19 protein-coding genes, 1 other RNA gene and 1 pseudogene are annotated in these 17,528 nt (G+C 70.5%); 9 read left to right on the top strand and 12 right to left on the bottom strand.

Going from position 1 to position 17,528, the window contains the following annotated elements:
• Nucleotides 1-458 precede the first annotated feature (458 nt).
• Nucleotides 459-701: a hypothetical protein gene (locus AB0N73_RS09105; RefSeq protein ID WP_363562598.1), complete on the bottom strand. Its 243-nt coding sequence runs from the start codon at nt 699-701 to the stop codon at nt 459-461.
• A gap of 42 nt (nt 702-743) precedes the next feature.
• Between AB0N73_RS09105 and AB0N73_RS09100 the strand changes: the two genes are divergently transcribed.
• Complete coding sequence (locus AB0N73_RS09100) at nt 744-1,055, top strand: hypothetical protein (RefSeq protein WP_363562596.1); 312 nt, start codon at nt 744-746, stop codon at nt 1,053-1,055.
• Here the strand turns inward: AB0N73_RS09100 and AB0N73_RS09095 are convergent.
• Nucleotides 1,034-1,549 carry a hypothetical protein gene (locus AB0N73_RS09095; RefSeq protein ID WP_363562727.1) on the bottom strand — a complete coding sequence of 172 codons (516 nt, stop codon included), beginning with the start codon at nt 1,547-1,549 and terminating at the stop codon, nt 1,034-1,036. The genes AB0N73_RS09100 and AB0N73_RS09095 overlap by 22 nt on opposite strands.
• 57 nt (nt 1,550-1,606) lie before the next feature.
• On the opposite strand from AB0N73_RS09095, the pseudogene AB0N73_RS09090 reads away from it, so the two are divergent.
• Nucleotides 1,607-1,840, top strand: a pseudogene (locus AB0N73_RS09090) (tyrosine-type recombinase/integrase); the annotation flags it as partial.
• 118 nt (nt 1,841-1,958) lie between these two features.
• Here AB0N73_RS09090 and ssrA read toward each other — a convergent pair.
• Nucleotides 1,959-2,329: a transfer-messenger RNA gene (gene ssrA, locus AB0N73_RS09085) on the bottom strand.
• A gap of 186 nt (nt 2,330-2,515) precedes the next feature.
• Here ssrA and AB0N73_RS09080 point away from each other — a divergent pair.
• Nucleotides 2,516-3,169 (top strand): SIMPL domain-containing protein, encoded by a 654-nt coding sequence (locus AB0N73_RS09080; RefSeq protein ID WP_363562594.1) that lies wholly within the window; start codon nt 2,516-2,518, stop codon nt 3,167-3,169.
• On the opposite strand, the gene AB0N73_RS09075 is transcribed toward AB0N73_RS09080, so the two are convergent.
• Entirely contained in the window at nt 3,156-5,165 is a 2,010-nt protein-coding gene (locus tag AB0N73_RS09075; RefSeq protein ID WP_363562592.1) for an ATP-binding protein, read from the bottom strand. The two genes, AB0N73_RS09080 and AB0N73_RS09075, sit on opposite strands and share 14 nt — an antisense overlap.
• A gap of 73 nt (nt 5,166-5,238) precedes the next feature.
• Between AB0N73_RS09075 and AB0N73_RS09070 the strand changes: the two genes are divergently transcribed.
• Entirely contained in the window at nt 5,239-5,619 is a 381-nt protein-coding gene (locus tag AB0N73_RS09070; protein ID WP_363562590.1) for a response regulator transcription factor, read from the top strand.
• An 11-nt stretch (nt 5,620-5,630) separates the two neighbouring features.
• Here the strand turns inward: AB0N73_RS09070 and smpB are convergent, their stop codons facing one another.
• The 4 genes from smpB to prfB form a co-directional block, all read right to left on the bottom strand.
• A complete protein-coding gene (gene smpB, locus AB0N73_RS09065) occupies nt 5,631-6,107 on the bottom strand; it encodes an SsrA-binding protein SmpB (protein WP_363562588.1) in 477 nt (158 codons plus the stop codon).
• Nucleotides 6,108-6,179: 72 nt separating this feature from the next.
• Nucleotides 6,180-7,094, bottom strand: a complete 915-nt coding sequence (ftsX, locus tag AB0N73_RS09060) for a permease-like cell division protein FtsX (protein ID WP_363562586.1) — start codon at nt 7,092-7,094, stop codon at nt 6,180-6,182.
• Nucleotides 7,091-8,131, bottom strand: coding sequence for a cell division ATP-binding protein FtsE (ftsE, locus tag AB0N73_RS09055; protein ID WP_363562584.1), 1,041 nt, complete (start codon nt 8,129-8,131; stop codon nt 7,091-7,093). Before ftsE ends, ftsX begins: the two co-directional genes overlap by 4 nt.
• A 74-nt stretch (nt 8,132-8,205) precedes the next feature.
• The gene (gene prfB / locus AB0N73_RS09050; protein ID WP_363562582.1) at nt 8,206-9,315 is read right to left on the bottom strand and encodes a peptide chain release factor 2; all 1,110 of its coding nucleotides are present in this window, start codon (nt 9,313-9,315) and stop codon (nt 8,206-8,208) included.
• A 20-nt stretch (nt 9,316-9,335) separates the two neighbouring features.
• On the opposite strand from prfB, the gene AB0N73_RS09045 reads away from it, so the two are divergent.
• The 3 genes from AB0N73_RS09045 to AB0N73_RS09035 all read left to right on the top strand — a co-directional run bounded on the left by AB0N73_RS09045 (nt 9,336) and on the right by AB0N73_RS09035 (nt 12,861).
• On the top strand, nt 9,336-10,670 hold the full coding sequence (locus tag AB0N73_RS09045; RefSeq protein WP_363562580.1) for an MFS transporter: 1,335 nt from the start codon (nt 9,336-9,338) through the stop codon (nt 10,668-10,670).
• Nucleotides 10,667-11,908 carry a D-arabinono-1,4-lactone oxidase gene (locus AB0N73_RS09040; RefSeq protein WP_363562578.1) on the top strand — a complete coding sequence of 414 codons (1,242 nt, stop codon included), beginning with the start codon at nt 10,667-10,669 and terminating at the stop codon, nt 11,906-11,908. The genes AB0N73_RS09045 and AB0N73_RS09040 overlap by 4 nt, the downstream gene beginning before the upstream one ends.
• 122 nt (nt 11,909-12,030) lie before the next feature.
• A complete protein-coding gene (locus AB0N73_RS09035; RefSeq protein ID WP_363562576.1) occupies nt 12,031-12,861 on the top strand; it encodes a formate/nitrite transporter family protein in 831 nt (276 codons plus the stop codon).
• Nucleotides 12,862-12,893: 32 nt separating this feature from the next.
• Here AB0N73_RS09035 and AB0N73_RS09030 read toward each other — a convergent pair whose 3' ends face one another.
• Nucleotides 12,894-13,448 carry an XRE family transcriptional regulator gene (locus tag AB0N73_RS09030; protein WP_363562574.1) on the bottom strand — a complete coding sequence of 185 codons (555 nt, stop codon included), beginning with the start codon at nt 13,446-13,448 and terminating at the stop codon, nt 12,894-12,896.
• An 83-nt stretch (nt 13,449-13,531) separates the two neighbouring features.
• Here AB0N73_RS09030 and AB0N73_RS09025 point away from each other — a divergent pair, with 83 nt between their 5' ends.
• Complete coding sequence (locus AB0N73_RS09025) at nt 13,532-15,088, top strand: FAD-dependent oxidoreductase (RefSeq protein ID WP_363562572.1); 1,557 nt, start codon at nt 13,532-13,534, stop codon at nt 15,086-15,088.
• Nucleotides 15,089-15,702: 614 nt separating this feature from the next.
• Nucleotides 15,703-16,191 carry an NAD(P)H-dependent oxidoreductase gene (locus tag AB0N73_RS09020; protein ID WP_363562570.1) on the top strand — a complete coding sequence of 163 codons (489 nt, stop codon included), beginning with the start codon at nt 15,703-15,705 and terminating at the stop codon, nt 16,189-16,191.
• Nucleotides 16,192-16,208: 17 nt separating this feature from the next.
• On the opposite strand, the gene AB0N73_RS09015 is transcribed toward AB0N73_RS09020, so the two are convergent.
• Genes AB0N73_RS09015 through AB0N73_RS09005 form a run of 3 tightly spaced genes read right to left on the bottom strand, consistent with a single transcriptional unit; the run spans nt 16,209 to nt 17,522 of the window.
• Nucleotides 16,209-16,613 (bottom strand): pilus assembly protein TadG-related protein, encoded by a 405-nt coding sequence (locus AB0N73_RS09015; protein ID WP_363562568.1) that lies wholly within the window; start codon nt 16,611-16,613, stop codon nt 16,209-16,211.
• Between the two features lie 20 nt (nt 16,614-16,633).
• Nucleotides 16,634-17,137 (bottom strand): TadE family protein, encoded by a 504-nt coding sequence (locus AB0N73_RS09010; protein WP_363562566.1) that lies wholly within the window; start codon nt 17,135-17,137, stop codon nt 16,634-16,636.
• A complete protein-coding gene (locus AB0N73_RS09005) occupies nt 17,112-17,522 on the bottom strand; it encodes a TadE/TadG family type IV pilus assembly protein (RefSeq protein ID WP_363562564.1) in 411 nt (136 codons plus the stop codon). The genes AB0N73_RS09010 and AB0N73_RS09005 overlap by 26 nt, the downstream gene beginning before the upstream one ends.
• Nucleotides 17,523-17,528 lie beyond the last annotated feature (6 nt).

Below are 17,528 nucleotides of genomic sequence, written 5' to 3'. Positions count from 1 at the left end.
CGACCGGGGGCCTCGTGGTGACGGCGGTCAGACCGTCTGGGGCGCGGTGAAGGCGTCGCCGTTGTAGCGACCGTCGGCAGCGGTGAGCGCGACACGCCGTGATTCACCAGCATCCTGACCCGCCACCGTTTGCCGCCCCTAACGTCAGTATCGGCAAGGTGTCAGACGGAGACACCGAACGACGAAGCCCCCGTGAGGACCCATGAGGTCGCCGGGGGCTTCGTCGTCCACGCCGACGATCCCTCGGCCGGGAGTCGAGCCGACCATGACGCCCTGCAGCCCCGCGCGCTGCCGCGTCCGCTCCTCCCGGCCGAGGTGCACACCCGGTGTCAACGCGGCAGTTCTCTCCGCGAAGGGCTCCCATGACCGCCTGCACTTCCTCAGGCGGAGGAGACACCTGCACCGCTCCCCAAGGGGCGCCGACCGCCGCCATCTTCTCCGGCCTACGTCGGCGCCCCTCAGAACTTGAATCGATCGGCGGCGAGGAGTGCGCTCGCCCGAGCCCGCACGCGCTCCGGATCGACTCGGATATCGCCTGACTCAGGTGTGTGCTCGATGTCGATGATCGCGTCGTCCGCGGTCGTCTTACCGGCATCCCTGCAGCGTTGGGCCAAGTCCTCAGCCATCTGCTCCTCAACGTCCGCTACCGCGTCGTTCACGATCCCATCGAGCAGGCGATCAAAGTCATCCGAGAAGCTCATTCGGCCAAGGTATCGACGCGGGAGCCACGAGCGGAAGAGTCTATGTCTCAGCACCACAACAGCACCCGCGCCGACCGCATTGCCAAGAAGAGGTTCAAGGACGAATGCGCAGAGACAGACCTGCCCTGCTGGCTCTCCGGCTGCAAGATCGATTACGCCGCAGCGTGGGACGACTTCGATAACCCGCGCCGCTACCAGCGCGACCACTTCTTCCCCGCGTCCACACACCCGGAGCTCTACTACGACCCCGACAACTGGCGCCCGTCGTGCGCCGAGTGCAACGAGGCTCGCGGCAACAGCATGGCCGTCGGAGGCCTCGGCGTGCTCTCGCGTCAGTGGGTGCCAGCGGAGTGAGGGAAGTCCCACTCGATCGCGTCGACGTGCTCGAACCAGCGCATCGCATCCTGCAGAGGCTCTTCGAGCGGGCGCCCGGCGACATGGTCGTCGTACGCCGCGCGGTCCGCAGTCGTGCGCGGGCTGCGTGGACGCTGCGGCGGTGAGTACATGTCGAGCAACCTTGCGGGTATCCACTCGTACGGCAGCGGGTCACCGTCCAGCGAGAACGTCGTCAGCGAGCGCACCGGCGCAGCCCCATGCCCCATCGCGTTCCGCGCGTACCGCAGACCTGGGAGCACCCGACCCGACGAGTGCGCAGCACGCGCCTTCTCGTAGCCGGGCTCCGGCCAGCACGTCTCATCCAGTAGGCAGGCCCACCACAGCGCCTGCCCGAGCACGATGTGTGCGTCCACCCACCCGAGGGACTGCAGACCGCCCACCGAACGCCGCAGACCCTCGAACGCCCACGGACGAGCCGTCGCACCGACAGTCGCAGGCCCACGCTCATCCACCCACCCGACCATAGCGACCGAGGGGGAGGGGCGTTCGCGCCTCTGAAGCGGGCGGGGCTCGAGCACCTCACGCTGCACGACCTGCGCCACACGGCCGCGAGCCTCGCGGTCTCGTCCGGCGCGCACGTGAAAGTCGTGCAGAAGATGCTCGGGCACAAGTCCGCGGCGATGACGCTCGACACGTACGCCGACCTCTTCGACGGTGACCTCGACGACATCGCCGAGCGGATGGCAGAGCGCGCCGCACCGTTCGCCGCGCGGGCGATGAGGTCGCTCGGACTCTCCGCCTGAGCGGTATGTGGGATTTCTGTGGGATCTCGGTCCTCGGCGACCTTCTCCCAGAAACGACGAAAGCCCCCGATCCCAGTCGAGACATGGGATCGAGGGGCTTCCTCTGGTGACAGTGGCGTCGTGGAGATGGGGGGAATCGAACCCCCGTCCATCGCTGAGATACGGCGTCTTCTCCGGGCGCAGTCTGTGGAGACGTTCTGCTCGGCTCCGACCTTTAGCACAGACACCTAAGTCGACGAGCCCAGCCTGGGAAAAGTCCCGCTCACCGTCCAGACGCCGGTGAGCAGCAAGATCCCTAAATGACGCCAGGATCCGTAGCGGGATCACCTACGGTCTGACGGACTATCGGGCTCGCTTATGCAGCGAGGGCGAAGTCAGTGCGCTTGGATTCGGCACTTATTGGTTTTGCGGGGAGCGTTTACGAGATAACCCTGCATCCTCGGCCCGCTTCTCGCAGATTCACAAGCGATGTCGAAACCGATCATCCCCGTGATCCTTCGTGTGAAGGGGCCACTGTCACTCTGTTGAATTACGAACCCGGACGGCGAGCCGCCCGAGCGTCCCAGACTACAACGGATGCCGGCGCCCCGCCATTCCCCGGAGCCCCCGCGGTCCCGGCTGCCGCAGCTCCACGGCACCCATCGTGCGCACGGGGGCCGCGCGTAGGCTGACCGCATGAGCGAGGTCACCATCACCGTCCGCGGCGAGCACGAAGAACGTCTCCCCGCCGAGCAGGGCGTCGTCCGTCTGACCGTGCGCGTCGAAGCCTCCGATCGCGGCATCTCGATCGAGAGGCTCGCCGCGGAAGCGGGCCCCATCCGCGACGCCCTGCGCACGCGCGAGGAGGCCGGCGCGCTGCTGTCGTGGTCGAGTTCGCGGGCCACCATCTGGACCGACCGCCCCTGGGGCCCGGACGGCACACGGCTGAACCCCGTCCACCACGCGTCGCTGGAGCTGACCGCCGTGTTCACCGACCCCGCGTCGCTGTCGGCCTGGGTCGACGAGGTGTCGCTGCGCGAGGGCGCGCAGATCGACAGCGTCACGTGGCGGCTGAGCGACGAGACCGCATCCATCGCGCGCGATCGCGTGGCGGCCGCGGCCGTGCGCGACGCGGTGTCGCGGGCAACGGCCTATGCCGCTGCCCTCGGGCACACGGACGTGACCGCCGTCGCCGTCGCCGACGCCGGGCTCCTCTCCCCCGACGCGCCGGCCGCCGCACCGAAGATGATGCGCGCCGCGTTCGACGCGGCCGGGAGCCCCGGCGTCGACCTTCGCCCCGACGACGTCGCGGTGAACGCGGTCGTCGAGGCGCGGTTCACGGCGCGCTGACCACCGGCGACGGATCCGCGCGCGGCAGACGCAGCGTGGCCCGCGTGCCCGCGGTGTCGTGACCCGAGAGCACGATGCTTCCGCCCATGGCGCCCGCCAGTGTCTGCGCGACCGCCAGCCCGATACCGGTGCCCGCCACACCCTCACGGGTCGCCTGCGCGCTGCGATAGAAGCGCTCGAACACCCGCGCACGCTCCGACTCGGCGATGCCCGGCCCGTCGTCGGTGATCTCGAGCGTCGCGTGATGCGCGGAGGCGGAGACCGCGACCCCCAGCTCACCGCCGACGGGCGAGAACTTGATCGCGTTCGTGAGCAGGTTCGACACGATCTGGCCCAGCTCGGACGCATCCGCCCGCACGGCCGCGTTCTGCCCGGTGTCGGATTCCGACACGTGGAGTCCGCGCGCGTCGATCTGGTGGCGGAGGTCGGCCACGCAGTCGCGCACGAGGCGCGCGAGATCGAGCGTGCCGGCCGCGCGCGCACCGATCGGCGGCGTGGATGAGGCGGTGCGCAGCGCGTTGTCGACCAGCCCGCCGAGGCGGTCGGCGTTACGGGTGATCACGGCGACGTATTCACGGAGGAGCGGGTCGTCGAGCTCCTCATCGAGCTCCTGCGCGTAGCCGACGATGGAGGTGATGGGCGTCCGCAGCTCGTGCGAGACGCTCGCCACGAACGCATCCTGCTTGTCGGTGAGGTCTCGGAGGGCGTCGCTGATGCCGCGTTCGCGTTCGAGCTGCGCGCTCATGGCCTGCTCGACGGCGCGCACGGGACGCAGATCCTCGACCGTGACGAGCAGCACGCGCCCGAGTCCCGGACGCGTGATCGGGTCGATCCAGAATCGCGACGCGGGGAGGAGCCCGCCGAGCTCGCTGCTCTCGTGCGTGCGCACGTGGTCGGCCCCGCCGAGGAGGCGTTCGAACGGCGATCCTGCCGCGACGGCCCAGCCCGAGGATGCGTCCGCCACCAGCTGCGGGCCCAGCAGGTCACCGGCCACCCCGTTGGCCTGCATGACCGTGAGCGCCCCGTCATCGGCCTGCTGGATGATCGCGAAGCCACTGCGGGAGCGCGCGAAGGAATCGCGCAGGAGGCGCCCGAACGCGGCCCGGCTGTCCTCCAGCTCCTGCCGTTCGACGCGCTGGGCCGCGATCAGCAGACACGTGGCACTGACGGCGACCGCATAGATCTGCAGCAGCGCGGCCGCGCCGAGGAGGCCGTTCGTCGAGACGAACTGGCCGCTGCCCGCCACCGTGAAGGCCCCCGCGAGGACGATCGCGAGAAGAACATGGCCGACCGTGAGGAACATCGACTCCGAGGACGCGGCCCACGCCAACAGCGGCACGGGAAGGAAGGCGAGCGGTGCGTTGCCCACGGGCCCGAAAGCGACGACCACCGCCACGACGATCGCGAACGTCATGAGCGTGGTGTGCCACCACGGGCTCACGCGCTGTCGCGAACGGTCGATGAGCACGAGCGGCACGATCAGCAGGAGCGCCGACAGGTGGGACGCCGTCGTCGACAGGAATCGCGGCAGGAACTCGATGCCGGACGGGACCGCGGCCAGCGAGAACACGACCGCGAGCGATGCCGCCGCCACGGCGGCCGTGCCGAGAAACCGGCCGACGTCGCGCGTGGTCGCCAGGCGAGGGATCGTTCCGCCGCGGGTCAGGCCGAGCCACATCACGGCGAGCTGCGCCGCCGTTCCGACGCCCCCCGCCACCACGATCGCCGGCGGGCGCCCCGCGATCCCCGTCGCCGTCATGGTCAGCAGCGCGACGAGCACGATCGTGACCGGCGCGTAGCGTCGGGGCGTGCACAGCACGGCGGCGGAGGCGACACCGGCCGCAGGCCACCACCAGGCGAGCGCGAACTCGCCCGCCTGGTCGAGCGCGAAGATCACCGCCAAAAGGAATGCGACCACCACGAGAACAGCGACGACCACGCCCCGACGCCTCGGCGTGAGGGCGCTGACCTGCGAGATCAGGTTCGGGCGCGTCATCGGAGACCACGATATCCGGCGGGACCGCATACGATGAGCACACGGGCCGCCGGCCCGGGACTGCAGGTGAGATGTGACTCGAGTACTCGTCATCGACGATGATCCCGATATCTCCCGTCTGCTGACGCTCAAGCTGACCCGCGCGGGGATGGACGTCGAATCCCGCTCCGACGGCCTGAGCGGACTCGACGCGATCCGCGAGCTCCACCCCCACGTGGCCGTCGTCGACTGGATGATGCCGCGCATGGATGGCATCGCCCTGGCACGCGAGGTACGCGCGGCATCCGACATGGCGGACGTGCGCCTCCTGATGCTGACGGCACGCGTGTCGCCGGCCGATCACGCGCTGGCACGCTCGAGCGGATTCGACGATGTGCTCACGAAACCGTTCACGGGCAACGATCTGGTCGCGCGCGTGCAGGGACTCTGCGACCGCACGACGGCCGACGACTGACCGACGGCGACTTACTCCCCCAGGCGGTTCTTCGTGCGCATGGCGCGCTCGGCCTCGCGCTTGTCCTGCCGCTCGCGCAGCGTCTGGCGCTTGTCGTACTCGCGCTTGCCCTTGGCCACCGCGATCTCGACCTTGGCGCGCCCGTCGAGGAAGTAGAGCTTGAGCGGCACCAGCGTGTATCCGCCGGCCGAGACCGCGTGCGAGATCTTCACGATCTCCTCTTTGTGCAGCAGCAGCTTGCGCGTGCGCTTGGCCGAGTGGTTGGTCCAGTGCCCCTGCGAGTACTCAGGGATGTTCACCGAGTCGAGGAACGCCTGGCCGCCGTCGATGTACGCGTAGCCGTCGCTGAGGTTCGCCCGCCCCTGACGCAGCGACTTCACCTCGGTGCCGGTCAGCACCAGGCCCGCCTCGTACGTCTTGTCGATCTCGTACTCGTGGCGCGCGCGGCGGTTGGTCGCGATGACCTTCTCTCCGCGTTCCCTGGGCATGGCGTTTCTCCTCCGGATCAGCCGCGCCAGCGCACGGCAGCCCGTCAGTCTATCAAGTCCCCCGGGCGCCGGTCAGGCGCGCAGCCATCGCCGGATGGCGAAGCCCGCCGACAGCGCCGCGAGCACCACGCCGATCACGATGATGATGGGGATCACGAGCGCCAGATCGCCGTACCCCACCCAGGTCGTGACGAACGCCACGCGTGACCGCAGATAGCCGTTGACGCCGAACTCCACCGCCGCCCAGACGCCGCCGCTCGCCAGCACCGAGCCGATGAGAGCCGCGAACACGCCTTCCAGCACGAATGGCGTCTGGATGAACCTGTTCGATGCGCCCACGAGCCGCATGATGCCGATCTCCTTCCGGCGCGCGAAAGCCGACAATCGGATCGTGGTGGCGATCAGCAGAACCGCGGCGATGAGCATGAGGCCGGCGATGCCCACCGCGATGTAGGTCGCCACCGTGAGCGCCGAGAAGAGCGGCTCCAGATACTGCATCTGGTCGGTGACCTCTTCCACCCCGGCCGTGCCGCTGAAGGCCTCCGAGATCACATCCGACTGGCTCTGATCGACCAGGTTGATCGAGAACGTCGCGTTGATCTGGTCGGGCGTGATGATCGTCGCGTACTCGTCGCCGAGCTGCGCGATGGCCTTGTCGTAGGCCTGCTCGCTCGTCTCGAACGTGTAGTCGCGGATGAGCGGCGACAGCGTCGGCCCCTCGAGCTGCGTGCGTACGGCGTCGATCTGCTCTTCGCTGGCGACGCCGTCCGTGCAGGTGTCGTCGGTCGACACGCTGGCGCACATGAACACCGCGACCTGGGCCCGATCGACCCAGAAGTCCTTCATCTTGCCGATCTGCATCTGCATCAGGACCGCGGCGCCCACGAAGGTGAGCGACACGAACGTCACGAGCACGACGGAGATCACCATCGACGCGTTCCGGCGGAGGCCGCTGAGGGCCTCCCCCATGATCAGTCCGAACCTCATCGCGTCGGCCCCACTTCATCGTCAGAGCCGCCGAGCCCCAGGCGGTCCGCCAGTCCGAGCTCGTCGGGGAGCCCCGAGCCGGCCGGGGGACGCGTCGCCGCGGGAGTCTGACCGGCGAGCCGTGCGGCCAGGGATGCGGCGGCCTCCGCCTCGGCCACAGCGGCCGCGCGCGCGATCGGGTCCTGCACGGCGGGTTCCGCGGCCTGCTCGGTCGCAGCGACCGCCGCGTCGAGCGTGATCGGTTCGACCTGCCCCGTCTCGGCGATCTCGCGGTGCACCTCGAGGACGGCGGTGAGCGCGGCGACAGCGGCCGCGCCCTTCTCGACCTCGGGTGCCAGACGCGGGATGCCCGACGTGTCGCCGTAGCCGCCGTGACGCTCGTCGCGGATGATCTCTCCGCCGCGCAGCTCGATCACGCGACGCTGCATCTGGTCGACGAAGCCGGCCTCGTGCGTGGCCATGACCACGGTCGTGCCGCCGGCGTTGATACGCGCGAGCAGGCGCATGATGTCGACGGATGTGGCGGGGTCGAGGTTTCCGGTGGGCTCGTCGGCGAGCAGCACCTGGGGCCGGTTGACCAGCGCGCGGGCGATCGCGACACGCTGCTGCTCACCGCCGGAGAGCTCGTGCGGCAGGCGCTTCTCCTTGCCGTCGAGTCCGACGAGCGCGAGCGCCTCGGGCACGGCCTGCTGGATGAACCCGCGCGAGGAGCCGATGACCTGCAGCGTGAAGGCCACGTTCTGGAAGACGGTCTTGGTGGGAAGCAGGCGGAAGTCCTGGAACACCGCGCCGACATGGCGCCGAAAGTACGGCACCTTGCGGTTCGGCACGGACCGGAGGTCGCGACCGAGCACGACCACGCGCCCCTCGCTGGGGATGTCCTCGCGCAGGATCAACCGGAGGCACGAGGATTTCCCCGATCCGGAAGCTCCGACGAGGAAGACGAACTCGCCGCGTTGCACCTCGAAGTCGACGCTCTGGAGAGCGGGTCGGGAGGTGCCGCGATACCGCTTGGTGACGTTCTCGAACCGGATCATGGCTGTGACAGCCTAAGCGCGCGATCGCGCGTTGCCGTTCGCGACACCCGCGCGTCACGCATCCCGTCGACGGGTCAGTCGTCGTCCTTGCGCTTGCGCCACCGGATGCCGGCCGCGATGAAGCCGTCGAGGTCACCGTCGAGCACGACGGCCGGGTTGCCCACCTCGTGGCCGGTGCGGAGATCCTTGACCAGCTGCTGGCCGTAGAGGAAGTAGGAGCGCATCTGATCGCCCCAGCTCGCGGTGATCGTGCCCGCGAGCTCCTTCTTCTTGGCAGCTTCCTCCTCGCGCTGCAGCAGCATGAGCCGCGTCTGCAGCACGCGCATCGCCGCCGCGCGGTTCTGGATCTGCGACTTCTCGTTCTGCATCGACACGACGATGCCGGTCGGCAGGTGGGTGATGCGCACGGCGGAGTCGGTGGTGTTGACCGACTGGCCACCGGGGCCCGAGGAGCGGAACACGTCGACGCGGATGTCGCCTTCGGGCACATCCACCTCCTGCGCCTCTTCCATCACCGGGATGACCTCGACGGCGGCGAAGCTCGTCTGGCGCTTGTCGGCGCCGCCGAACGGGCTGATGCGTGCGAGGCGGTGGGTGCCGGCCTCGACCGACAGCGTGCCGTAGGCGTAGGGCGCGTCGATCTGGAACGTCGCGGACTTGATGCCGGCGCCCTCGGCGAAGGACGTGTCCATGATCTTGACGGGGTACTTGTGGCGCTCGGCCCAGCGCAGGTACATGCGCATGAGCATCTCGGCGAAGTCGGTGGCGTCGTCGCCGCCCGCGCCGGAGCGGATCGTCACGACGGCGGAACGCTCGTCGTACTCGCCGTCGAGGAGCGTCTGCACCTCGAGCTGGCCGATCACGTCCTGCAGCACAGCGAGTTCCTTGCGGGCCTCGTCGGCGGACTCCTCGTCCTCCATCTCGAGGGCGAGCTCGATCAGGACATCGAGGTCGTCGAGACGCGCCTCGACCTCGGCGACGCGCTTGAGCTCGGCCTGACGGTGGCTCAGCGCGCTCGTCACCTTCTGCGCCTTGTCGACGTCGTCCCAGAGATCGGGAGCGCCGGCCTCTTCGGACAGACGCGCGATTTCGCTCTTCAACGCCTCAACATCGACCACGGCCTGGATATCGGCGAAGGTCGAACGCAAGGCCTGGATGTCGGATGACAGATCGAGTTCGAGCATGACACTCCAGAGTAACGTGGATGCACGTGTCCGACAGCGCCGCATCCGTGCTCCGGCGGTTCGCTCCGATGATCTACGGTCCGACCGTGCTCTTCGCGCTGGGCGAGGGCGCGGTCATCCCCCTCATCCCGATCCTCGCGGCGGAGCTCGGCGCCGACATCGCGCAGGCGGCGCTGATCACCTCCTTCCTCGTCGTGGGCCAGCTGTGCGGCAACATCCCCGCGGGCTGGACGGTCGCCCGTTTCGGTGAGCGCGTGACGATGGCCCTCGGCGGCGTGGTCGCCATCGCGGGAGCATCGGGACTGCTGTTCGCGCCGTCCCCCGCGGTCCTCGCCATCGCCGTCTTCGTCATCGGGTTCTGCGCCGCGACCTTCGGCCTGGCCCGCCACAGCTTCATGACCACTCGCGTGCCGCTCGCGTTCCGCGCCCGGGCGCTGTCGCTGCTGGGCGGGTCGTTCCGCCTCGGCACGTTCGTCGGGCCGTTCGTCGCCGCCGCACTGCTCGGCCTCGGCGCCGGCGAGCTCTCCGCGGTGTGGTTCTTCCTGATCTGTCTCGTGGCAGTGATCCTGCTCGTGCTGCTCGGCCCCGATCCCGAGACCGCCGCACCCGCTCCGACCGCGTCCGCGCGGGCGGGGACGCCTGCGCCCTCGCCCGCCGAGGACAGCGGCGAGCCCGTCACGGGCTCGATCCCCACCGCCGAACGCGTCGGCGTCTTCCGCACGCTCTGGCAGTACCGCGGCGTGCTGTCCCGCCTCGGCGTGGCCGCGGCATCCCTGTCGGCCGTCCGTTCGGCACGCCAGGCGGTGCTGCCGCTCTGGGGCCTCTCGCTCGGGCTCGACGCGCAGACGATCGCGCTGGTGGTGGGCATCTCGGGAGCCGTGGACTTCGCGCTCTTCTACGCGAGCGGGCAGGTGATGGACCGCTTCGGCCGACTCTGGGCGGCCCTCCCGGCCATGCTGCTCATGGGCGGCGGCTTCATCGCCCTCTCGTTCACGCACGATCTCGATTCGGCGAGCATGTGGTTCGCGATGTTCGCGGCCGTCCTCGGGGTCGGCAACGGACTGTCGAGCGGCATCCTGCTGACCCTCGGCGCGGATGTGGCCCCGCGCTCCTCGCCCGCCGCGTTCCTCGGATCCTGGCGCACGCTGACCGACGCGGGCGGGGCTCTCGCGCCGCTCCTGGTCTCGGCGCTGACGGCGCTCGTGTCGCTGTCGGTGGCGGCCGGGGCGATGGGCGTGTTGGGATTGGTGGGAGCGGCCGCCTTCGTGCGGTGGGTGCCCCGGTTCGTCCCCCGCGCGGCACGGCCCGAGGCACCGCAGGACGATCATCGAGACGACGACGGAGACGCAGCATGAGCGAGCACAACTGGGCCGGCAATCTGGCGTACTCGGGGTCGGTGGCCACCCCATCCACCCGCGAGGAGCTGACGGCGCTGGTGCGCTCCGCATCCGACATCCGGCCGCTCGGATCACGCCACTCGTTCAACCGCATCGCCGACACGACGGGCATGCTGCTCTCGACGGCCGGGCTCACCCCCACGGTCGAGATCGACGGCGAGCGGCGCATCGCCCGCGTCTCGGGCGGGCAGCGCTACGGCGATGTCGCACGCCGACTGCAGGCGGAGGGATGGGCCCTCGGGAACCTCGCCTCGCTCCCCCACATCTCCGTCGCGGGAGCGATCGCCACCGGCACGCACGGCTCGGGCGATCGCAACCGCTCGCTGGCGGGAGCGGTCGCCGGCGTCGAGATCGCGACGGCCGACGGCGATGTCCGGTGGATCCGGCGGGGCGACCCGTCGTTCGACGGCGCGGTGGTCTCGCTCGGCGCGCTGGGCGTGGTCCTCGACGTCGAGCTCGACATCGAGCCCACCTTCGACGTCGCGCAGACCGTGTACGAGAACGTCCCCTGGGATGCGATCCTCGCCGACCTCGATGCGGTGACCTCCCTCGCCTACAGCGTGAGCCTGTTCACGACGTGGCGGGATCCCGCCATCGTCGACCAGGTGTGGCTGAAGGCTCGCAGCGATCAGGCGCCCGCCCCGGCCGACGTGCTCGGTGCACTGCCCGCAGCGGGCCCGCGGCATCCCCTCCCGGGCGTCGCCGCCGACAACTGCACCGAGCAGGGCGGTGTCGCGGGGCCCTGGCTCGACCGGCTCGCGCACTTCCGGCTCGGATTCACGCCCTCGCAGGGCGCCGAGCTGCAGAGCGAGTACTTCGTCGCGCGGGCGGATGCGGCCGCCGCCGTGCGCGCTCTCCAGCCCCTGGCTGAGCGGATCGTGCCGTTCCTCTACGTCACCGAGGTGCGCATGATCGCCGCCGACGATCTGTGGCTGAGCGGCGCGTTCGGTCGCGACACCGTGGGCTTCCACTTCACGTGGCACCGCGATCAGCCCGCGGTCGAGGCGCTCCTCCCCCTCATCGAGGAGGCACTGGCGCCGTTCGCCCCGCGCCCGCACTGGGGCAAGGTCTTCACCCTGCCCGCCGACGAGATCCGCGCGCGCTATCCGCGCTGGGAGCGCTTCGCCGCTCTCCGAGGCGAGTTCGATCCGCGCGGCGTGTTCCGCAACGCGTTCCTCACCGAGCTCGGGGCGTAATCGCGCCGGGGCTGTCCGCCTCGGCCGTTATGCACGGCGCGGGCCGGTGCCCGTGCGCGCCTGCGGCGAGGAGCATGGTCGGCGGAGGCTGACGTGACCACGACACCACGGCACCGCGACGGATGCTGACCATCGAACGGGCGCTGCTCGACGTGCAGGCGCCCGCTGCGCGGCACAAGGTCTATGCGCTCCGGAGCCCGGGCCGTTTCCTCGTCTCGGGCATGCTCGCCGGCGGATACATCGGTGTCGGCGTGCTGCTCATGGTCAGCGCCGCCGGACCGTTGACCGCGGCCGGGAGCGGGTGGGGGAAGCTCGTCAGCGGCGTCGTCTTCGGGGTCGCCCTCACCCTCGTGGTGTTCGGCGGCGGCGAGCTCGTGACCTCGTCCATGATGACCCTCACGCAGGGAGCACTGCTGCGCGCCATCCGTCCGGGCGCGGCCGTCGGCACCCTGCTGGCCACGTTCGTCGCGAACCTCATGGGCGCGATGGTGTTCGGCGCCCTGGTGGCGATGTCGGGCGTCCTGCACAGCAACGCCGCCGCCGGCACGATGCTGCAGGACATGCTGACGGCGAAAGCCCACGAGGGCGCCGGCGAACTGTTCGTGCGCGGCCTCCTTTGCAACGTCCTCGTGTGCCTCGCCATCTGGATGTGCGCGCGGCTGCAGTCCGACGGCGTGAAGCTGGCCGTCATCTTCTGCGCGATCCTCGCGTTCATCACGTCCGGTTTCGAGCACGTGGTCGCCAACATGACGACCTACGCGATCGGGCTCGTCACCGGCGCGCCCGACGCCACCTGGTCGCTCGTCGGCGCGAACCTGCTGTGGGTGGGTCTGGGCAACCTCGTCGGCGGCGCTGTCGTCGTCGGTCTCGCGTACTGGGTCGTCGGCGGATCCCCCCGCATCCGCGCCACCGCGTACGCCGACGAGGAGGGCGCCGCCCTGCAGGACCACTGACGGGAGCCGCCGGTCAGCCGGCCGGCGCGGGGTCAGCCGGCCTCGGTGTGGGTGTGGATGCGGTCGCCGTCACCGTGGAAGATGCTGATCACCTGCACGGGCTGGCCGCCCGCCGCCATCATGGCGTGCGGGGTGCGGGTGTCGAACTCGGCCGCTTCACCGCGACCGAGCACGAGGTCCTGGTCGCCGAGGATCAGCCGCAGGCGCCCGGAGAGCACGTAGAACCAGGCGAACCCGTCGTGCACGCGCGGCTCGGGCACGGGTCCCCCGGCGGGGTAGGTGATCTTGAACGCGTTCGTCGCCGACCCCTCGGGAGCGAGCGGCGCGATGACGTGTCCGTCGCGGTGGATGACCGGCCGCCGCACCCGCGGGTCGCGATCCTCGGGCTGCAACAGATCGTCGATGCGGATGCCGAGCTCGCGCGTGAGCGGGAGCAGCAGTTCGAGGCTCGCCTGCCGCTTGCCGGACTCGAGGCGCGAGAGCGTGCTGGACGAGACCTGCGCGCGCGAGGCGAGGTCGTCGAGCGTCCATCCCCGTGCCCGCCGCGCCGAGCGCAGGCGCGGACCGACCTGTTCGAGGTCGTGCATGGTGCGTGGCCCTCCTCATCGACGCTTTTGCCGATTGTGCAAGATCGTTTGCCGTATGCGCCATCATGCCCCGGAATGGAGTCATGGACAAGACAGACGATGTGATCGTGATCGGCGGCGGGGCGGCGGGCCTGTCGGCTGCGCTGATGCTGGGGCGGGCGCGGCGACGGGTCTCGGTGATCGATGCCGGGAGCCCCCGCAATCGCTTCGCGGCGCACATGCACGGCGTGCTCGGCGACGACGGCACCCCGCCCGGCGAACTCCTCGCCCGCGGGCGCGCCGAGGTCGCGGCGTACGGGGTCGCCACGGTGACGGGCGAGGTCGCTCGCGTCGACGAGAGCGAGGAGGGGATGCTCGTGCGATTGCGCGACGGGCGTGATCTGGCCGCGCGGGCGGTCATCGTCGCCACGGGGCTCACCGACCGGCTGCCCGAGATCCCGGGGCTGGCCGACCGGTGGGGACGCAGCGTGCTGCACTGCCCGTACTGCCACGGCTGGGAGGTCCGCGACGCGGTCATCGGTGTGCTCGCGACGTCTCCCCTCAGCATCCACCAGGCCTTCCTCCTGCGCCAGTGGACGGACCGTGTCGTCGTGTTCACCGCGGGGCTGGGCGAACTCGACGCCGAGGCACGCCGCCGGCTGACCGCGCGCGGGTCACGACTGGTGGACTCGCCCGTCGTCGAGGTGCTCGGCGAGGGCGAGGCGATCAGCGCGGTGCGCACCGCATCCGGCGAGCTCGTGAGCGTCGACGCGATCTTCACCGCCGGCACCGCGGAGCCGCACGACGGCTTCCTCGCGCACCTCGATCTCGCCCGCACCGACGGCCCGATGGGCCGGACGCTGACCGTGGATGAGCGGGGTCGCACGAGCCACCCACGGATCTGGGCGGCCGGGAACGTCGTGAATCCCGCCGCGAACGTGCCGGTCGCGATGGGCGCGGGATCCTTCGCAGGGGCGGCCGTGAACGCCGCGCTCGTCCAGGAGGACGTCGATAGGGCAGTCGCCCACGACGCGGCGTCGGGCGCGACCCTCGCCGATTTCTGGGAGCGCCGCTACGCCGACAGCGCCCGCGTGTGGTCGGGGCGCGTCAACCGCGTGCTCGCCGACGTCGCGGCGACGCTGCGACCGGGCACCGCGATGGACCTCGGGTGCGGCGAGGGCGCCGACGTCATCTGGCTGGCGGAGCAGGGGTGGCGGGCGACGGGCATCGACATCTCGGCGACGGCGGTGGCGCGCGCCACGGCCGCCGCCGGCGAGCGCGGCATGAGCGCACGCACCCGCTTCGTGGCGGCCGATCTGGGCGAGTGGGATGAGGAGGCGGCCTTCGACCTGGTGACGGCGAGCTTCCTGCACTCCCCCGTCATGCTGCCCCGCGTCGACATCCTGCGGGCCGCGGCGGCGCGCGTCGCGCCGGGCGGGCACCTGCTGATCACCTCGCACGTCTCGCCGCCGTCGTGGTCGACGTTCGAGCCCGGGCACGCACCCTTGTTCCGCACCGCCGAAGAGGAGGTGGCCGCGCTGGACCTCGACGACGCGGCGTGGGACAGGGTCGTCGTGGAGCACCGGCACCGCGACACGACCGCTCCGGACGGCTCGCCCGCATCCATCGACGACGGCGTCATCCTCCTGCGCCGCCGCTGATCCTCCCGCGCCGCGCCTCCGTCGCGTACACCCCGCGGCGGCTGTTGTGCTGTCTCGTCGGCTGTGCTGCTTCGCGTGCTGTGGTGCTTCGTCGGCTGTCGTGCCTCGTCGGCTGTGCTGCTTCGTCGACTGTGCTGATTCGTCGCAAAAGCGGGGTGCGCGCCACATCCACTCTGCATTTGCGACGAGCGAGCAGGTGGGGCGGCACGGCCCCCCACTACCCCTCCGCGATGCCCGCGGGTTTCGTGCCCCGTGCGCAATGAGGCATCGAGAGTCGCGGGCACGGAGCCCCCTGTGCTCACTCGTCGCGAAAGCGAGGTGTGCGGCACATTCACCCCGCTTTCGCGACGAGTGAACAGGTGGGGGGCGACGGCGTCATGCGTCGTCCCGGCTCACTCGTCGCGAAGGCGGGGTGCGCGGCGCGTGCACCCCGCTTTTGCGACGAGCGAGTAAGGGAGGGCAGCGTCACATTCTTGCCAGAGCAGAAGCCGGCGGGGCACAGTGAGGGGCGGAGCCCTGGGTGAGGACGCTTCGCGCGTCACGGCCCACGCATCCTCCGCGCCCGGGGCACGGCCCGAGGGCAGCCCCATCCATCCCGTCCTGAGGAGATCGACATGCGCGGCGTCGCCGTCATCGGAAACCCCAAGCTCAACTCCCGCACCCGGGATGCCGCCGAGCGCACCCTCGCGGCGCTCGGCGTCGACGAGGTCACCGTGCTGGAGGTGTCGGAGCTCGGACCGGCGCTGCTCGGCTGGGGTGATCCGGCCGTGAAGGATGCGGTCGCGCAGGTGTCGAGCGCCGATGTCGCGGTGTTCGCGAGCCCCACCTTCAAGGCGTCGTACACCGGGCTGCTGAAGCTCTTCCTCGATCAGTTCGCCGGACAGGCCGGTCTCGCGAACGTCGTCGCGGTCCCCCTCATGCTCACCGCCGCGCCGCATCACGCCCTGGCCGTCGAGTATCAGCTGCGCCCGGTGCTGTCGGAGCTCGGCGCCACACTGCCGACCACGGCACTCAGCCTGATCGACTCGACGTACACCGAGGACGGCGTCATCGAGGCGTGGGCCGAACGTTGGGCACCCGTCGTTCGCGCCCTCACCGCCTGAGCGCGCCCCTCCCGCTCTCACCGCAGGGCGGTGCGACTGGTGGCGGTCGCTTCGAGCGGCACCCCCTCCGGAACGAACGCCGACACGAGCGGCGGATGCCACACCGTCGCGAGAGTCACGCGCGCGGACACCCCATCCGGCGAGTCGGCCGCGACGAGCGACACGTCGCCGACGAAACTCGCGATCGCCTCCGCCTGCTCGCGCACCCCGGATGCGGTGACCTCCGCTCGCGGTTCGCCGTCGACAACCGCGAGCGTGAACCCGTCGGCTCCGGCGAGCGCCGCCGCATCCGCGAGACCGTCGAGACGCTTCTGCTGGATGTAGAGGTCGGTCGCACAGACGCAGACGAAGATCACGGCGATGGCGAGCACCGCATAACTGATCGCGAGGGGCAGGATGCTGCCTTCCTCGTCATCGTGCATCCGCCCGAGCCTGAGCCTATTCATGGCGTCCCCCAGACGCGCGAGACCTTCTGCACCGCCGTCGCCTCGACCGGGACGGCCGCCGTGTCTTCGAGCCCGAGCACGGGCGGGACGAGCGGCAACGGGGCGCGGAAGGAGACGGTCAGGATGAGTGTCGCCCCGGCTGACGGGCACTCGACGCCCGCGGGTGCGCAGTCCCAGCGCACGGCCACATCGTCGCGAGACAGCCCGTACTCGTCGGCGACGGCACCGATGATCCGCTCGGCACGCTGCGACGCGTCGGTCGCATCCGTCGCGGTCGAGATCGCCCGCGCGGCGTGACGCGCCGCGGCCTCGACGCCGAGCGTGTGCCCCTGGATGGAGCCGAGCGCGATCACGAGGTACGCGAGCGGAACGAGCAGGATCAGACCCACCACGATGAACTCGAGCGAGGCGTTGCCCGTGTCGTCGGCAAGCGCCGTACGCCACCCGCGCAGGCGCAGGCCTTGACGCTGGCGCTCAGTCGAAGCTCTCGGCGGGCGCATACGCCTGCACCTCCATGCCACGCGGCACACCGAGCAGGCCGACGAGCGGCAGCGTCGCCTGCATCGTGACCCGGATCACGGGCTGACCTCCGGACTGTTCTTCGACGACCTGCACCTCAGTGACGTAGCCATCGCCGACCGCGCGCTCCACCACCTGCTGCGCGCGCTCGGCCCCCTGCGCCAACGTCGTGTCGGCGAGCGCGGCGTGATACGCGCCCTCCACAGCGGCGTCGTGCACGACATTGCGCACGTAGACGGTGAATCCCAGCTGCAGCACCGCGAGCGTGAGGAATGTCAGCAGCGTGCCGACCAGCACGAACTCGACCGGCGCCGAGCCGCGCTCGTCGTCACCGAGGTCGTCGAGTCCTGCTTGCGGATGCCGCAACGCCCG

Origin of the sequence: Microbacterium sp. NPDC089189, assembly GCF_040685095.1 — a bacterium.
GTDB lineage: Bacteria > Actinomycetota > Actinomycetes > Actinomycetales > Microbacteriaceae > Microbacterium.
This window is presented reverse-complemented; position numbering and strand designations above follow the sequence as displayed.

What these genes read in the sequence shown, in the direction of transcription:
- AB0N73_RS09105 (WP_363562598.1), bottom strand. Translation starts at nt 701, where the DNA reads ATGAGCTTCTCGGATGACTTTGATCGCCTGCTCGATGGGATCGTGAAC.
- AB0N73_RS09100 (WP_363562596.1), top strand. Translation starts at nt 744, where the DNA reads ATGTCTCAGCACCACAACAGCACCCGCGCCGACCGCATTGCCAAGAAG.
- AB0N73_RS09080 (WP_363562594.1), top strand. Translation starts at nt 2,516, where the DNA reads ATGAGCGAGGTCACCATCACCGTCCGCGGCGAGCACGAAGAACGTCTC.
- AB0N73_RS09075 (WP_363562592.1), bottom strand. Translation starts at nt 5,165, where the DNA reads ATGACGCGCCCGAACCTGATCTCGCAGGTCAGCGCCCTCACGCCGAGG.
- smpB (WP_363562588.1), bottom strand. Translation starts at nt 6,107, where the DNA reads ATGCCCAGGGAACGCGGAGAGAAGGTCATCGCGACCAACCGCCGCGCG.
- ftsX (WP_363562586.1), bottom strand. Translation starts at nt 7,094, where the DNA reads ATGAGGTTCGGACTGATCATGGGGGAGGCCCTCAGCGGCCTCCGCCGG.
- ftsE (WP_363562584.1), bottom strand. Translation starts at nt 8,131, where the DNA reads ATGATCCGGTTCGAGAACGTCACCAAGCGGTATCGCGGCACCTCCCGA.
- prfB (WP_363562582.1), bottom strand. Translation starts at nt 9,315, where the DNA reads ATGCTCGAACTCGATCTGTCATCCGACATCCAGGCCTTGCGTTCGACC.
- AB0N73_RS09045 (WP_363562580.1), top strand. Translation starts at nt 9,336, where the DNA reads ATGCACGTGTCCGACAGCGCCGCATCCGTGCTCCGGCGGTTCGCTCCG.
- AB0N73_RS09040 (WP_363562578.1), top strand. Translation starts at nt 10,667, where the DNA reads ATGAGCGAGCACAACTGGGCCGGCAATCTGGCGTACTCGGGGTCGGTG.
- AB0N73_RS09035 (WP_363562576.1), top strand. Translation starts at nt 12,031, where the DNA reads ATGCTGACCATCGAACGGGCGCTGCTCGACGTGCAGGCGCCCGCTGCG.
- AB0N73_RS09030 (WP_363562574.1), bottom strand. Translation starts at nt 13,448, where the DNA reads ATGCACGACCTCGAACAGGTCGGTCCGCGCCTGCGCTCGGCGCGGCGG.
- AB0N73_RS09025 (WP_363562572.1), top strand. Translation starts at nt 13,532, where the DNA reads ATGGACAAGACAGACGATGTGATCGTGATCGGCGGCGGGGCGGCGGGC.
- AB0N73_RS09020 (WP_363562570.1), top strand. Translation starts at nt 15,703, where the DNA reads ATGCGCGGCGTCGCCGTCATCGGAAACCCCAAGCTCAACTCCCGCACC.
- AB0N73_RS09015 (WP_363562568.1), bottom strand. Translation starts at nt 16,613, where the DNA reads ATGCACGATGACGAGGAAGGCAGCATCCTGCCCCTCGCGATCAGTTAT.
- AB0N73_RS09010 (WP_363562566.1), bottom strand. Translation starts at nt 17,137, where the DNA reads ATGCGCCCGCCGAGAGCTTCGACTGAGCGCCAGCGTCAAGGCCTGCGC.